This is a genomic window from Sphingomonas qomolangmaensis (genome assembly GCF_024496245.1).
Taxonomy (GTDB): Bacteria; Pseudomonadota; Alphaproteobacteria; order Sphingomonadales; family Sphingomonadaceae; genus Sphingomonas; species Sphingomonas qomolangmaensis.
Genome location: NZ_CP101740.1, coordinates 2,611,954 through 2,628,016, shown reverse-complemented (window position 1 = coordinate 2,628,016; position 16,063 = coordinate 2,611,954). Strand labels below are relative to the sequence as shown.

Here is a 16,063-nt window from a genome sequence, read left to right as displayed (position 1 = left end):
TCGCTATCAATGAAGCGTTCATCGCAGGTGTTGACGGGGCGGCTTGCCCGAGCGGTCGCGCCGACGTCATGGTCTTGCCGACAAGGGGCGCCAGAAGAACGATGCAATTCGAGTATTTTTCCGTGTTCGAGCGCGTGTTGACGCTCTCTGGGCTTGCCCCGCTGGCGCTGGTCGGCTGCGTCGGCGGCGCCTCGCCCGAGCTGGTCGCCAGCCTGCCCGCGCCGACCTATCGCGTCGCCGCGCCGGTCCCGCCGCCCCCGCCACCGCCGCCGCGCGTCTTCGCTCCCACTCCGCTGGTGACCGCGATCGATGCGATGGTCGAACGCTTCGGCGGCAAGGTCGGCGTCGCGGTCAAGAGCATCGACGACGACTGGATGATCTCGAAGAACGGCGACGTGCCGATGCCGCAGCAAAGCGTGAGCAAATTGTGGGTCGCGATGACCGCGCTTGACCTGGTCGACCAGGGCAAATTGCGCCTCGACGAGCAACTCACCATCACCCGCGCCGACCTGACGTTGTTCCACCAGCCGATCGCCGGGCTGCTCAAGAACGGCAGCTACACCGCCACCGCGGGCGAATTGATGCGCCGCGCGATGACGATGAGCGACAATACCGCCAACGACCGGCTGCTGCGCCGCGTCGGCGGCCCCGCCGCGGTCAACGCCTTCATCAAGCGCAAGGCATTGGGCGCGATCAAGTTCGGCCCCGGCGAGCGGCTGCTGCAGAGCCGTACCGCGGGTCTCAACTGGAAACAGGACATGGCGATGGGCCGCGCCTTCCAGGCCGCGCGCGCCAAGCTGCCCGAAGGGGTTCGCCGCGCGGCGTTCAACAATTATGTCGCCGATCCGATCGACGGCGCCGCCGCCGCCGCGATCGCCAACGCGCTGGCGCGGCTGAAGCAGGGCGATCTGTTCTCGCGCGCCTCGACCAGCCATCTGGTCACGCTGATGGAAAGCTCGCGTACCGGCGCCGCCCGGCTGCGCGCGAGGGTGCCCGCCGGCTGGCGGCTCGGTCACAAGACCGGCACCGGCCAGGATTTCTCTGGGCGAACCGCGGGCTTCAACGATGTCGGCTTCCTCACCGCCCCCAATGGCCGCAGCTACACGATCGCGGTGCTGATCGGCGACACCTCGCGCCCGGTGCGCGAACGGCAGCAGCTGATGCAGTCGGTGGTCGAAAGCGTGGTGGCGAACCACCGGGGGTAATCCCTGCACGGTGCAGGATAGTCTCGCCCCGGCCCGCCCACGCTGCTATTCCGCCCCGATGCCCCATCTCTACCTTGTCGACGGCTCCGGCTATATCTTCCGCGCCTATCACCGGCTGCCGCCGCTCACCAACGTGCATGGCGAGCCGGTCGGCGCGGTCTATGGCTATACGACGATGCTGTGGAAGCTGGCCGACGAGGTCCACAAGGCCGATGGCCCGACGCATATGGCGGTGATCCTCGACAAATCGTCGAAGACCTTCCGCAACGACCTGTACGACCAGTACAAGGCGCAGCGCCCGCCGCCGCCTGAGGATCTGGTCCCCCAGTTCCCGATGATCCGCGACGCCACCCGCGCCTTTTCGCTGCCCTGCATCGAGGAGGAGGGATGGGAGGCCGACGACCTGATCGCGAGCTATGCCAAGGCGGCGCTCGCGCAGGGCTGGGAAGTGACGATCGTCAGCTCGGACAAGGATCTGATGCAGCTGATCGAGCCCGGGCTCGACCTCTACGACACGATGAACAACCGTCGCCTGTCCGACGAGCATGTCGTCGAGAAATTCGGCGTGCCCCCCAAGCTGCTCGGCGACGTACTCGCGCTGATGGGCGACAGCGTCGACAATGTCCCCGGCGTCCCCGGCGTCGGCCCCAAGACCGCCGCCAAGCTGATCCACGAGCATGGCTCGCTCGAAGCCGTGCTCGCCGCCGCGCCCGAGATGAAGAAGGGTAAGCTGCGCGACAATCTGATCGAGCACGCGCCGATGGCGCGACTGTCGCGCGAGCTGGTGACGCTCGCCTGCGACGTCCCGCTGCCCGATCCGCTCGACTCGCTCGAGCTCCAGGGCATCCCCGACGCGCCGCTGCGCGCGTTCCTCGAGCATCACGGTTTCCGCTCGCTGCTCAACAAGCTGTCGGCGGTCGCCGATGCCCCCGTCGCCGAGGCCGCCGCCCCGGTCGCCGCGCAGGACGATCCGCCCTGCGACCATGACGGCTATGAAACCGTGGTCACCGAAGACGCGCTCGAACGCTGGATGATCGCCGCGCGCCACCAGGGCTGGGTCGCGATCGACACCGAGACGACCGGGCTCGACGCGATGACGGCCGATCTCGTTGGGGTCAGCCTGGCGCTGCACCCCAATCTCGCCTGCTACGTTCCGATCGCGCATGGCGGCAGCGACATGTTTGCCGAAAAGCCGCTCCAGCTCGATCGCGCGCTGGTGATCGCACAGCTCAAGGCGCTGCTTGAGGACGCCAGCGTCCTCAAGATCGGCCACAACCTCAAATACGACATGATCATGCTCCAGCGCGCGGGCATCACGCTCGCGCCCTATGACGACACGATCGTGATGTCGTTCGATCTCGATGCCGGGCTACACGGCCATGGCATGGACGAGCTCGCCGCGACGCATCTGGCGCACAGCTGCATCGCCTACAAGGACGTCGTCGGCACCGGCAAGAAGCAGCTCGGCTTCGCTGAGATCGATCTGAAGGCCGCGACCCGCTACGCCGCCGAGGATGCCGACGTCACGCTTCGCTTATGGCGGCGGCTCAAGCCGCGCCTGGCGTACGAAGGCGCGACGCGGGTGTACGAGATGGTCGATCGCGCGCTGGTGCGCGTCATCGCCGATATGGAGATCGCCGGGGTCAAGGTCGACGCCGCGCGCCTCGCGCAGCTGTCGGAGGAATTCTCAGGGCGTATCGCCGCGCTCGAAACCGAGATCCACGGCCTGGTCGGCACGAAATTCACGATCGGCAGCCCCAAGCAATTGGGCGACATCCTGTTCGAGCAATTGAAGATCAAGGGTGGGCGCAAGGGCAAGTCGGGGGTCTATTCGACCGACGTCAACGAGCTCGAGCGGATCGCCGCCGACAAGGATTCGCCCGGCGCCGCGATCGCCGCCAAGGTGCTCGACTGGCGCCAGCTCTCGAAGCTCAAATCGACCTATACCGACGCGCTCCAGGCACAGATCAATCCCGTAACGGGCCGAGTCCACACCAGCTATTCGCTCACCGGCGCGCAGACCGGGCGCTTGTCGTCGACCGACCCCAACCTGCAGAACATCCCGATCCGCACCGAAGTCGGCCGCCAGATCCGCGACGCCTTCGTCGCCGAGCCGGGCAACGTCATCCTCGCCGCCGATTATTCGCAGATCGAGCTGCGGCTGGCCGCCCACATCGCCGAAGTGCCGCAGCTTCGCGAGGCGTTCGAGCGCGGCGACGACATCCATTCGATGACCGCCAATGAATTGTTCGGCGAGGTCAATCGCGACACCCGCGGGCGCGCCAAGACGATCAACTTCGCGATCCTCTACGGCATCTCGCGCTGGGGGCTGGCGGGCCGGCTCGACGTCACCGCCGACGAGGCGCAGGCGATGATCGATCGCTATTTCGAACGCTTCCCCGGCATCAACCGCTACATCGCCGAGACGACCGAAAGCGTGCGCGAGCGTGGCTTCACGACGACCCTGTTCGGCCGGAAAACCCATTTCCCGCGCATCCGCAGCAAGGTCCAGCACGAGCGCCAGGGTGCCGAACGCGCGGCGATCAACGCGCCGATCCAGGGCACCAGCGCCGACATCATCAAGCGCGCGATGGCGCGGATGGGACCGGCGCTGCTCGACGCGGGGCTGCCCAACGTGCGCATGCTCATGCAGGTCCACGACGAACTCGTCTTCGAACTGCCCGAAGGCGATGTCGAAGCCGCGCGACCGGTGATCGAGCGCGTGATGGCGACCGCCGCCGAACCCGCGGTGCGCTTGAGCGTCCCGCTCGGCGTCGAAATCGGCGTCGGCAAGAGCTGGGGCGCCGCGCATTAGATTATCGCAGGGGGAACCTATGCCGTGCAGCGAACATATGCAGCTGTGGGTCCAAGAAGCATCGGCAACGCCGGGCGGTGAAGGATCGGCTATCGACGCCGCGCGATAGCTCGGTGCCGTCGATCGCGCCGCCGATCGCACCGGTGGGTGCGATCATTCCATCGATTGCAGTACGCCACGTGCCGGGTGGCGCAGCGGCTACGCCAGACAGGCCGGTCGGCCTTCGCAACCAGGGCTCGTAACGCATATGGCATATATCCAGACACCCGTTCGCTGCGGCCTCGCGCATTGACCGTGCCGCCGCCGCCCCCGGGGCTGCTCGATCTCTATGTGCCGATGCTGCTCGGCCTGGGGCTGCTGACCTTGCTCGTCGCCTGGGCGCCGCTGTTCATCAAAAGGGCGCCGCTATCGCTGCCGATCCTGTGCGTCGGGATCGGCGCCGCGGTGTTCTCGTTCGACCGGATCGCCCCCTATGCGCTCCACCCGCTCGAAGGCCCCGAACTGGTCGAGCATGCCGCCGAACTGATCGTCATCGTCTCGCTGATGGGCGCTGGGCTGAAAATCGATCGCGCGCTGAAATGGCAAAACTGGGCGATCACCACCCGGCTGATGGTGATCGCGATGCCGCTGAGCATCGCCGCATTCTGGTGGGCGGGGCTGTCGCTGCTCGGGCTTGGCGCAGCCACCGCGTTGCTGCTCGCGGCCTCGCTCGCACCGACCGATCCGGTGCTCGCCTCGGACGTCCAGATCGAGGATCCGCAATCGGCGCAGGATGACGAGGCACGGTTCGCGCTGACCTCCGAAGCCGGGCTCAACGACTCGTTCGCCTTTCCCTTCGTCCACCTCGCGATCCTGGCCGCGGCGGGCGGCTGGGGCGCGCAGATGTGGCAGGAATGGGCGCTCGATCCGGTGCTGACCCGCCTGTCGGTCGGCGCCGCGGCGGGGATCGCGGGCGGATGGCTGGTCGGTCACGTCATCTATGGGTTGCGCGACGAGAACCGGCTGGCGCGCACCGGCGACGGCTTCGTCGCTCTGGGGGTGACGCTCGCAATCTACGCGCTCACCGAATTGCTCCACGGCTATGGCTTCTTCGCGGTGTTCCTGGCCGGGCTGATGATCCGCCGCGCCGCGCGCGACCATGATTTCAACGACCGGATGCACAATTTCGCCGACGAGAGCGAACGACTGCTGATGATGGTGCTGTTGTTCATGTTCGGCGGGATGTTGACCGCGGGCGGGCTGTTCACGCTCGTCGGCTGGCCCGAAGTGGCGTTCGCGGCGCTCGCGATCTTCGTTATCCGCCCGCTGGCGGGGTGGATCGCGCTGCTGGGTGTTGCCCGTCCGCCACTCGAACGCTTCGTCGTCGCGTTCTTCGGCATTCGTGGGCTGGGGTCGATCTATTATCTGGCCTATGGACTCAATCATGCGCGGTTCGAAGAGCCCAACCGCGTCTGGGGGGCTGCCGGCTTGGTTATTCTCGTGTCGATCCTGTTGCACGGCGTGTCGGTCACGCCGCTGATGCGCCGGCTCGATCGCCAGCGCGGCGTTCCGCTGGCGTGACGCCGCGATGACCGACAATCTACTGCCCGCCGACGAGAATATCGCGGCGCTGGCGAAGGGCGGGCGCACCAACATCCTGGGCTTCGCGCTTCGCCTCGCCGCGCGGCTACCCTTCCTGTTCATCGCGGGCCGTGTCTATGGCCCCGAGATCGTCGGTCGCTTCGCGATCGCGGTGCTGGTGGTCGAGCTTGCCGCGTTGCTCGCCACCCTGGGGCTCAAGCGCGGGCTCGCCCAGGCATTGTCGTCGACCGACCGGCCGCACGCGCATGTCGTGTGGGACGCGCTGGTGGTCGCGTTCATCGCGTCGATGATCGGATCGGCGGTACTGATCGCCTTCCCGCAGGTGATGTACCCCAACAGCGCGGTGATCGGCTTCGAGCGGCTGTTGCCCTTCGTCGTCGTCGCGATCGCCTGGTCCGACGTGATGTTGGCGGCGCTCGCCTATCGCCACAACGTCAAGGCGGCAGTCACCGCGCGCGCGGTGATCGAGCCCTGGACGATCAGCATCGCCGCCTGGGCCTTGTCCTACATCTCGTCGCGCGACGGGTTGATCCTTGCCTATGTGCTGTCGATGGTAGCGGCGCTTGCCGCATCGATGGTGCCGTTCGTCAAAAGCTATGGCTTGCCGCAAGGGTGGCAGCCGCGGCTGGGGCCGATGTTCGCGCTCGCGCGCCGCAACGCGCCGCTCGCGGGCGCCGACGCGATCGAATGGGGGTCGCGCAACGTCGATCGCTTCATCCTGGGGCTGCTCTTCGCGCCGAGCATCGTCGGCATCTACTACATGGCGCAGCAGGTCGCCTCGCTGCCGCAGAAATTAAAAACCAGCTTCGATCCGATCCTGGGGCCGGTGATCACCCATTCGCTCGCGGTCGGCGACAAGGGCGCGGTGGCGCGGCAGATCCGCCAGGTCGGCTTCTGGATCATGGCGGCGCAAGCCGGGCTCGCGCTGGTCGGCAGCATCCCCGCCGAAGGGGTGATGGGCGTCGTCGGCCCCGAATTCGTCGCGGGCGCGGGAGCGCTCTGCTTCCTGCTCGTCGCCGAAGTGCTCGCGGCGAATGGATCGGTATCCGAAGCCGGGCTCGTCTATATCGCGCGCCACCGCAACCTCATGATCTCGGGAGCGCTGTTGGGGTTCCAGGTGGCGCTGAGCTTCGCGCTGATCTTCGTCGCGCGCAACATGGGGCTGACGCCGGCCTCCCAGGCCGCCGCACCCGCGCTCGCGCTGGCATTATCGCTCGGGCTGGGGTCTATCGTGAAGTCGCGGCTGCTCGCGCGGCTGCTCGGCGCGTCGGTATCGGCGTGGCGCTGGCCCTTCACCTGGGCAGTACTCGCGACCGCGATCGTCGGCTGGGCCTTCGTCCAGCTGCCCGACCGGCTCGAATGGGCCGAGATGCTGATCGGCATCCCGGTGATGCTGCTGGTCTATTGCTTCGTCATCTGGCGCTGGGCGTTCGGCCCCGAAGACCGGACGTTGTTCCAGAAGGCGCCGCCGCCGGCGGCCCCCCTGTAACCCCAACCCGTTCGTCCTGAGTAGCCGCTGAGTAGCTGCGCAGCAGCGTATCGAAGCGGCGTATCGAAGGACCGTGGTCGCGCGGCTGTTTCGATACGCGCCCTCGATACGGCTTCGCCTACTCGGTCGCTACTCAGCACGAACGGCGAGTTGGGCCCCCCAGCCTCAATGCCGGAAGTGCCGCATCCCGGTAAACACCATCGCCAGCCCGGCCTCGTCCGCAGCGGCGATCACCTCGTCGTCGCGGATCGACCCGCCCGGCTGGATCACCGCAGTGGCCCCGGCCTCGACCGCCGCGAGCAACCCGTCGGCAAACGGGAAGAACGCATCCGACGCCACCGCCGAGCCGATCGTCCGCGGCTGCGCCCAGCCCGCCTTCTCGGCGGCGTCGCGTGCCTTCCACGCGGCGATCCGCGCGCTCTCCAGCCGGTTCATCTGCCCCGCGCCGATCCCTGCGGTCGCGCCGCCGCTGGCATAGACGATCGCGTTCGATTTCACATGCTTGGCCACCGTCCAGGCAAAGCGGCAATCGGCAAGTTCCTGCACCGTCGGCTGGCGCTTGGTCACCACCTTCAGTTCACCCAGACGCCCGTCGTCGCGCGACTGCACCAGCAGCCCCCCCGCGATCGACTTGATCGCCAGCCCCGCCCGCGCCGGATCGGGCAGCTCGCCGGTCAGCAACAGCCGCAGATTCTTCTTGGCGGCAAAGATCGCGCGCGCCTCGTCATCGGCATCGGGCGCGGCAACGACTTCGGTGAAGATCCCCGCAATCGCGCGCGCGGTCGCGCCATCGAGCGGTCGGTTGACCGCGACGATCCCGCCGAATGCCGACACCGTGTCGCTCGCGAACGCAGCTTCATAGGCCTCGAGCAGCGTGTCGGCGCTCGCCACCCCGCAAGGATTGGCGTGCTTGACGATCACCACCGTCGGCGGCCCGTCGCGGAATTCGCTCACCAGCTCGAGCGCCGCATCGGCGTCGTTATAGTTATTGTAGCTCAGGGCCTTGCCTTGCAACTGGCTCGCCTGCGCGATCCCGCGCGCTGCCGGCCCCTTTGGCAGATACAGCGCCGCCGACTGGTGCGGGTTCTCGCCATAGCGAAGTTCGTCGGCGCGGGTGAAGGCCAGCGGCAGCGTCGCCGGAAACGTCTCGCCCTGATCGGCGAAGGCGAACCACTGCGCGATCGCCGAATCATAGGCGGCAGTGGCGGCGAAGGCCTTGGCCGCCAGCATCCGCCGCTGCTCGAGCGTCGTGCCGCCCTCGGCGAGCAGCGCGTAGTCGGCGGGATCGGTGACGATCGCGACGTGCGCGTGGTTCTTGGCTGCCGACCGCACCATGCTCGGGCCGCCGATGTCGATATTCTCGATCACCTCGTCGCGCTCGGCGCCGCGCGCGACGGTCGCCTCGAACGGATAGAGATTGACCACCACCAGGTCGATCGCGCCGATGCCATGCTCGGTCATCGCCGCGACATGCGCAGGATCGTCGCGCACCGCGAGCAGCCCGCCATGCACCATCGGGTGCAGCGTCTTGACGCGCCCGTCCATCATCTCGGGAAAGCCGGTCAGTTCGGACACGTCGCGCACCGCAAGCCCTGCGTCGCGCAGCGCCTTGGCGGTTCCCCCAGTCGACACCAGTTCGACCCCGCGATCGGCGAGCGTGCGAGCGAGATCGACGATGCCGGTCTTGTCGGACACCGACAGTAGGGCGCGGGTGATGGCGATGCTGTTCATGCGCGCGGCTATTTCAGCAGAATGGTGGCAGGCGCAACCTCATTCTCCGGCATTGTTCAGGCGAGAGAGGCTAGCGCGCCTTGTGCAGCAGCCAGCTCACCGTAGCGCCGCCGGGCGCGGCCTCGCCCGACAGCACGATCTGTTCGGTCGAAACCGGGCGGCCATATGGGTTCACCCAGACGCTGTCCTCGACGGTCAGGGCCGCGCCGCGCGCGCGGAACTGCCACATCGCGCCGCCGGGCAGCCGCAGGATCGCCGCCTGCCCGTCGCTGGTCGCGGCGATCTCGACATCGGGGGCAAGGTGGAAGCGCACCGCGAAGGGCGTCGCATCGCGCTGGCGGCGCTTTCCCGCAGGCAGCAGCATATCCTCGCCGCGCAGGTCGCGCCCGTCGTTCGACAGCGCGAGCAGCCGGCGGTGGAGAAAGCCGAATCGCCGCGCATAGCCGTCATGGCTCGCCTCGATCCGGCTGGCATTGTCGGCCTCGTGCCGGCTCAATTCGACCTCGGTCACCCCCTTGCCCAGCGTACCGTCGGCGAGGATCGCAGTCGAGTTGCTGTCGTCCACCACCAGCGTCGAATGCGCCGCGGTGGTGCGTAGCCCTTCGGCGAGCGCGGTCGGCACCGCCGCCATCGACGCGCGCGCGCCGCCGCAATTGACGATGATCCGGTTCGGCCCATCGGACATTTCGAACGCCAGCGTCGAAGCGCAGCCGCCCTCGGCGATCCGCGCGATCGGCGGCGGCGCGGCGTCGACGATCAGCACCGACGCCTGGGCGCTCATCCGCTGATAGCCCCATTCGCGCGCCTGGCGCAGCGGACGCGTGCGCACGCCCGTCGCTTCGATCACCTGCGCCATCACATCGGGATGCACCGGCGCGCCGCCCTGCCAGCTCGAAAGCGCACGGTCGCCATGGCTGACACCTAACAACGCGCTAACCATGCGCGGCAGCGCAGCGGTCGCGGCATCGGGCATCTCCATCCGCCGCGCGGCATAGGTCGAACGCAACATCGTCAGCAGCATGATCGCGTCGAGCAGCCCGAGCGGCGAGCGGCCGACGGTACCGCCATCGCCGAACACCGACTGGTCGAGCGCACGGGTCAGCCCCGCCTCGCCGAACACCCGCCGCGGGTCGCCGCCGGGGATGATCAGCCCCGCCGCGAGCACGCCGCACCACGCCGCGATCCGCGGTACCCCGAGCGGCACCCTGTCGGCGGTGCGATCGAGATGCCGCGCGCCGCGCGCCAGGGCGTGGAGCACGTTCGATCGATAGACCAGATCGCCGCTCGACAGGATCAGCGGCGCATGCGCGACCCAGAACAACAGCCGCCGGCCCCACATATCGGCGCGCCACGCCGGGTCGGAGACGACATCGCCATGCGCGGCGATCCATTCGCGCATCAACGCCTCGGCGATTGGCGCGCCCTTGGTACGCGTCGTCACCGTCGACAGGTCGCGCAGCCAGGCGAAGCTGTGCAGATATTCGCCGAATGGCTTGGAGAAGGTCGGCCGCGACAGCGCGAGCTCGTGCAGATTGCGCGTCTCGCCGCGAAACGCCAGCATCCCGTCGAGCAGCGCCTGGCCGCGATCGGGGTCGCCCAGGAACGGATCGTCGGCGACGGTCAGCAGCTTGAGCGGATGGCGCCCCTTCAGCCGCATCGTGTGCAGCGGGGTGCGCCACGTCAGCCGGGTCAGCTGCTCGGCGATCCGCTCGGACAGCGACAATCCCTTGTCGCTGTCCTGGCGGATCAGCCGCTTTCCCTGTTCGATCCCGTCGGCGCCGGGCTCGATCGGTGGCAGCTCGCTCACCCGCCCCTCAACGCACGTATATTGTCGGCATAGGCGCTCGGCCCGCCCTTGAAGGTCGCGGTGCCCGCGACCAGCGCGTCGGCCCCCGCCGCGATCACCTCGCGGCAGTTCGACAGATCGACCCCGCCATCGACCTGCAGGTCGATCGCCTTGCCCAATTTGTCGATCATGCTGCGGATCGCGGCGATCTTGCGCAGCTGGCTCGGGATGAAGCTCTGGCCGCCGAACCCGGGGTTCACCCCCATCACCAGCACCAGATCGACCTCCTCGAGCACATAATCGAGCATCTTGGCGGGGGTCGCCGGGTTGAGCACCACCCCCGCGCGCAGCCCCAGCCCCTTGATCCGCTGGATCGTGCGATGCAGATGCGGCCCCGCCTCGGGATGCACGGTGATCGTGTCGGCGCCCGCTTCGGCGAAAGCGTCGAGATAGGCGTCGATCGGCGAGATCATCAGATGGACGTCGAACGGCTTGGCGGTGTGCGGGCGCAGCGCCTTCACCACCGCGGGGCCGATCGTGATGTTGGGCACGAAATGCCCGTCCATCACATCGACATGGATCCAGTCAGCGCCCGCCGCATCGATCGCGCGCACCTCTTCGCCCAGCCGCGCAAAGTCGGCGGACAGGATCGATGGCGCGATACGGACAGGTTGCTGCATGGCGACCATGTAGCAGCAACGCCACCCCCGGCAAGCCGCCAAAAAGTCAAGCGGTTCGGATCATCCGCGCGATGAAGAACCCGTCGAGCCCGCCTTGTTCGATGAGCATCCCGGGCAAGGTGCGGACGGTGCCGTCGGGATTGGGCGCGACGCCCGCCGGCAGCTCGGCCTGGTTCACGGGATCGATCGCGAAATGGCGATGCCGGCTCAGGAAATCGGCGATCTGCTCCTCGCCCTCGGGGCGTTCGAGCGAACACACCGCATAGACCAGCCGCCCGCCGACGCGCACCCATTCGGCGGCGCGCCCCAGCAGTTCGCGCTGCAACCCTGCAGTCTCGGCGATCACGCTGGGACGCACGCGGTGCAGCACATCGGGGTGGCGGCGGAAGATTCCGGTCGCGCTGCACGGCGCATCGAGCAGCACCGCATCCACGGGTGCCGCGGGCTTCCATTCGCGCAGATCGGCGCAGACGATCTCGGCATCGATCCGCGTCCGGCCCAGATTATCGCGAAGTCGCGCCAGACGACTTTCGCTCATATCGACCGCAATCGTGCGCCAACCTTGGCTCGCGAGCTGCAAGGTCTTGCCCCCGGGCGCGGCGCACAGATCGAGCGCATCGCCCGCGCCTTGCCCCAAAAGTCGTGCCGGAAGTGACGCCGCGAGATCCTGCACCCACCACGCGCCGGCATCGAACCCGGGCAGCGCGGTGATCTGCTTGCCCGCGGGCAGACGAACGTGACCGGGAAACAGGCTGACGCCTTCCAGCTTGGCGACCCATTCGTCGGTCGCCGCGGGATCGGCGAGCGTCAGGTCGGTCGCCGGCGGCTGCGCGATCGCCGCCATCGCCGCCTCGACCATCGCGCTGCCATGCTGCGCTTCCCAGCGCAGCGCCGCCACATCGGGCAGCGCGGGGGTATCGGGCAAGCTCACCCCCTGCCGCATCAGCGCCCCGAATACGCCATGCACCAGCTTGCGCGGCCCGCCATCGACCAACGGCAGCACCGTCGAGATCGCGGCATGCGGCGGGGTGCCCAGCCGCAGCACCTGCGCCAGCGCGATCCGCAGCGCGAACCGCGCCTTGGCATCGTCGGGAATCCGGTTGCGCGTCGCCGAATCGATCAGCGCGTCGAGATCGGAGAGGAAGCGCAGCACTTCGGCGGCGATCGCATGCGCCAGCCCACGGTCATTGGCGGGCAGGTTCGCCGCCGCGCGATCGAGCGCCGCCTCGAGCGCCTTGCCCTGCCGCAACACCGCGTCGAGCAGTTTCAGCGCAGCACGGCGTGCGGGGACGCCGGGGGCATCGGCGGGGAGTTCGAGTTGGGGACGCGCCATGTATTTCCAGTCGGATGGGGATGCGCACGCCTATAGGACAGAACCCCGCTTCGACAAGCGCACCCCGCCTTACCGCCCGCCTTACCGCCTGTGCGGGTTCAGCGCACTCGTCCGTGGCCGTGTCCGCGTCGGCGGCACCGACGCCGCCCGGCGCGCCGCCGGCATTTCAAAAGCCGGCGGCGGATCGAACTGGCCTGCCATCGCCTGCAGCGCGGCGATCCGCTTGCCGGTATCGGGATGCGTCGAGAACATCTCGCGCGCGATCGGCGGGACGATGTAGAGCTGCGCCGCCGCGGGATTCTGCTCGCTCACCCGGTTGCGTGTCCGCGCCGCGCCGCCCGCCAGCTTGGCCAGCGCCGAGGCAAGTGCCTGCGGATTGCCCGAAATCTCGGCCCCGCCGCGATCGGCGCCATATTCGCGCGTCCGGCTGATCGTCATCTGGACGATCATCGCGGCGAACGGCGCGACGATCACCGCTGCGATCGTCGCGACGAACGACGATCGGCCATCGCCCGAGCGGAAGAACAGTCCGAAATTGGCGAGCATCGAGATCGCCCCCGCGATCGTCGCGACCATCGTCATGATCAGCGTGTCGCGGTTCTTCACATGCGCCAGCTCGTGCGCCATCACCCCGGCGATCTCGTCGCGATCGAGCAGCGACAGCAGCCCGCTGGTCGCAGCGACCGCGGCATTGGCAGGGTTGCGCCCGGTGGCGAAGGCATTGGGGTGCGGATCGTCGACGATATAGACGCGCGGCATCGGCAGCTGCGCGCGCGTCGCCAGCTCGCGCACCAGCCCGACGAATTCGGGCGCGCTGCGATCATCGACCTCGCGCGCATTATGCATCCGCAGCACGATCTTGTCGGCGTTCCAATAGGCGAAGAAGTTCATCCCCGCCGCCACCACCAGCGCGATCATCGCCCCGCCGCGCCCGCCGATCGCGAACCCCAGCCCCATGAACAAGGCGGTCAGCGCCGCCAGCAACATGCCCGTCTTCAGATGGTTCACTTGAACCGTCTCCTTCCGGGCACGATGTGGGGAATCGAGACCCCGCCTTCAATCATCGGAGACCCGCGATGGGCACCCGCCCCGCACATGTGAAGCCCCCCGCCTATCTGTCGAAAAGCCCCCCGGTGCCGCAGCCCGAACCCGTCGAGCCGCCGCGCGACGATCCGATGGGCAAGAACCCGGTGCGCTATGGCGACTGGGAACTCAAAGGCATCGCGATCGACTTTTGAGGCTACGGATTGGATCTAATTCCGGCCCTCCCCCAAACCCGTTCGTGCTGAGCTTGTCGAAGCACCGTTCTTACTTCTTCGACCGGCGCGAAAGAGAAGGACAGTGCTTCGACAAGCTCACCACGAACGGTGGAGGGACAGGCTAGCCTGAAGCCTTACCGTCTGAGGCCCGAACCGGCCTACGCCTCGACCTTCAACGGTCGCGCCAGCAGGCGTTCGACGATCGCCGTCACATGCGCGCCCTCGAGCAGCGCACACACCGCTTCGGTCACCGGCATGTCGACCCCCGCCGCCGCCGCGGCCGCGCGCAGCACCGGCGCGGTGAAGGCGCCCTCGGCCACCGTCCGCCGGTCGGCGAGCAAATCGGCGGCGCTTCGCCCCGATCCGATCCCCACCCCGAGCGAGAAGTTGCGCGAATTGGTCGACGAGCAGGTCAGCACCAGATCGCCCAGCCCCGACAGCCCGGCCAGCGTCTCGGCGCGGCCCCCGCGCGCCAGCCCGAACCGCGTCATCTCGGCAAAGCCGCGCGCGATCAGCGCCGCGCGCGCGTTGAGCCCCAATCCCGCGCCCTCGACCACGCCGCACGCGATCGCCAGCACGTTCTTCACCGCGCCGCCGATCTCGGCACCGATCACGTCGTCCGACAGATAGGGCCGAAGCGCCGGACCCGAGAGCCGATCGGCGAGCGCCTCGCGCAATGCCTTGTCCCCGCACGCCAGCGTCACCGCGGTCGGCTTTCCCGCCGCCACTTCGTGCGCGAAGGTCGGCCCCGACAGCACCGCGATCGGCGAATCGGGGCAGGCGTCGGCGGCGATCTCGCTCACCAGCCGCTGCGTCCCTGCCTCGATCCCCTTGGCGCACAGCACCAGGGGCCGCCCGGCAACCTCGATCTGCGCGAGCACGCCAGCGACATGCTGCGTCGGTACGACCACCAGCAGCGCATCGCACGCGGCGAGGTCGCCCAGATCCTCGGTCGCGCGGATCGCCGCCGACAGCCGCACGCGATCGAGAAACATCGCGTTCACCCGGTCGGCGTTGATGCTCGCCACCACCGGGGCCTCGCGCGCCCATAGCAGCACCGGCTCGCCGCCCTGCGCCGCGACCTGCGCCAGCGCGGTCCCCCACGCGCCTCCACCGATGACCCCGATCTTCATGCTTTCACCCCTGCGCCGCGGACCGGTTCGGCCAGCGGATCGAGCGGCCAGCGCGGGCGCGCGGCCACGTCCAATGGATCGGTCAGCCCTGCGGCGAAGCGCTCGGCCCCCGCCCAGGCGATCATCGCGGCATTGTCGGTGCACAGCCACAAGGGCGGCGCGACGAAGCGCATGCCATGCTCGCCCGCCAATTGCTCGAGCGCCGCGCGCACCCCGCGATTCGCCGCGACCCCGCCCGCGACCACCAAGGCGGTTGCCTCTCCCGCCTGCGCCAGCGCCCGCCGGGTGCGATCGATCAGGCAATCGATCACCGCCTGGCTGAATGACGCGGCGATGTCCTCGGCGCGATATTGCCCCGAATCGGCGGCCCGCGCGACCGCGCTCTTGAGGCCCGCGAACGAGAAATGCGGCTCGGCCGATCCCAGCAGCGGGCGCGGCAACGGCACCGCGCGCGCATCGCCCGAAGCCGCCGCGCGCTCGACCGCGGGGCCACCGGGAAAGCCCAGCCCGAGCAATTTGGCGGTCTTGTCGAACGCCTCGCCCGCGGCATCGTCGATCGTCGTTGCCAGCCGCGCATAGCTGCCGACGCCCTTGACCAGCAGCAATTGGCAGTGCCCGCCCGACACCAGCAGCAGCAGATACGGAAAGGCCAGATCGGCATCGACCAGCCGCGGGCTCAGCGCATGGCCTTCGAGATGGTTCACCGCCACCAACGGCTTGCCCGCCGCCAGCGCGAGCGCCTTGCCCGTCACCAGCCCCACCATCACCCCGCCGATCAGCCCCGGCCCCGCGGTCGCGGCGATCGCGTCGACGTCGCGCAGCGCCACGCCTGCATCGGCCAGCGCCGCCTCGATCAGCGGCGGCAGCGCATCGGCGTGCGCGCGCGCGGCGATTTCGGGGACGACGCCGCCATAGGGCGCGTGCGCGGCTTCCTGCCCCGCCAATTGGTGCGAAAGGATCGTGCGGTCGCTCGACACCAGCGCAACCGCGGTCTCGTCGCAACTCGATTCGATGCCGAGGATGAGCGCCATGGCCTTTCCTCTAGCCGCGC

The 16,063-nt window shown here is 68.5% G+C and carries 12 protein-coding genes; 5 read left to right on the top strand and 7 right to left on the bottom strand.

Annotated features, from left to right (window positions below):
• The first annotated feature begins 101 nt into the window (after positions 1-101).
• The 4 genes from NMP03_RS12530 (at position 102) to NMP03_RS12515 (ending at position 7,090) form a co-directional block, all read left to right on the top strand.
• Positions 102-1,205: a serine hydrolase gene (locus tag NMP03_RS12530; protein WP_256505770.1), complete on the top strand. Its 1,104-nt coding sequence runs from the start codon at positions 102-104 to the stop codon at positions 1,203-1,205.
• 58 nt (positions 1,206-1,263) lie between these two features.
• Complete coding sequence (gene polA / locus NMP03_RS12525) at positions 1,264-4,020, top strand: DNA polymerase I (protein WP_256505769.1); 2,757 nt, start codon at positions 1,264-1,266, stop codon at positions 4,018-4,020.
• 294 nt (positions 4,021-4,314) lie between these two features.
• Positions 4,315-5,580, top strand: a complete 1,266-nt coding sequence (locus tag NMP03_RS12520) for a cation:proton antiporter (protein ID WP_256505768.1) — start codon at positions 4,315-4,317, stop codon at positions 5,578-5,580.
• 7 nt (positions 5,581-5,587) lie between these two features.
• Positions 5,588-7,090, top strand: a complete 1,503-nt coding sequence (locus NMP03_RS12515) for a lipopolysaccharide biosynthesis protein (protein ID WP_256505767.1) — start codon at positions 5,588-5,590, stop codon at positions 7,088-7,090.
• Between the two features lie 165 nt (positions 7,091-7,255).
• Here the strand turns inward: NMP03_RS12515 and purH are convergent, their stop codons facing one another.
• The 5 genes from purH to htpX all read right to left on the bottom strand — a co-directional run bounded on the left by purH (position 7,256) and on the right by htpX (position 13,628).
• The gene (purH, locus tag NMP03_RS12510; protein ID WP_256505765.1) at positions 7,256-8,821 is read right to left on the bottom strand and encodes a bifunctional phosphoribosylaminoimidazolecarboxamide formyltransferase/IMP cyclohydrolase; all 1,566 of its coding nucleotides are present in this window, start codon (positions 8,819-8,821) and stop codon (positions 7,256-7,258) included.
• Positions 8,822-8,891: 70 nt separating this feature from the next.
• The gene (locus tag NMP03_RS12505) at positions 8,892-10,628 is read right to left on the bottom strand and encodes a heparinase II/III family protein (RefSeq protein ID WP_256505763.1); all 1,737 of its coding nucleotides are present in this window, start codon (positions 10,626-10,628) and stop codon (positions 8,892-8,894) included.
• Positions 10,625-11,287 carry a ribulose-phosphate 3-epimerase gene (gene rpe / locus NMP03_RS12500; RefSeq protein WP_256505761.1) on the bottom strand — a complete coding sequence of 221 codons (663 nt, stop codon included), beginning with the start codon at positions 11,285-11,287 and terminating at the stop codon, positions 10,625-10,627. Before rpe ends, NMP03_RS12505 begins: the two co-directional genes overlap by 4 nt.
• A gap of 46 nt (positions 11,288-11,333) precedes the next feature.
• Complete coding sequence (locus NMP03_RS12495) at positions 11,334-12,620, bottom strand: RsmB/NOP family class I SAM-dependent RNA methyltransferase (protein WP_256505759.1); 1,287 nt, start codon at positions 12,618-12,620, stop codon at positions 11,334-11,336.
• Between the two features lie 81 nt (positions 12,621-12,701).
• Entirely contained in the window at positions 12,702-13,628 is a 927-nt protein-coding gene (htpX, locus tag NMP03_RS12490; RefSeq protein WP_256505756.1) for a zinc metalloprotease HtpX, read from the bottom strand.
• A gap of 68 nt (positions 13,629-13,696) precedes the next feature.
• Between htpX and NMP03_RS12485 the strand changes: the two genes are divergently transcribed.
• Positions 13,697-13,858, top strand: coding sequence for a DUF1674 domain-containing protein (locus NMP03_RS12485; protein WP_256505755.1), 162 nt, complete (start codon positions 13,697-13,699; stop codon positions 13,856-13,858).
• Between the two features lie 179 nt (positions 13,859-14,037).
• Here NMP03_RS12485 and NMP03_RS12480 read toward each other — a convergent pair whose 3' ends face one another.
• Both NMP03_RS12480 and tsaD read right to left on the bottom strand, forming a co-directional pair.
• A complete protein-coding gene (locus tag NMP03_RS12480) occupies positions 14,038-15,012 on the bottom strand; it encodes an NAD(P)H-dependent glycerol-3-phosphate dehydrogenase (RefSeq protein WP_256505752.1) in 975 nt (324 codons plus the stop codon).
• A complete protein-coding gene (tsaD, locus tag NMP03_RS12475) occupies positions 15,009-16,043 on the bottom strand; it encodes a tRNA (adenosine(37)-N6)-threonylcarbamoyltransferase complex transferase subunit TsaD (RefSeq protein WP_256505751.1) in 1,035 nt (344 codons plus the stop codon). Before tsaD ends, NMP03_RS12480 begins: the two co-directional genes overlap by 4 nt.
• Positions 16,044-16,063: the final 20 nt, after the last annotated feature.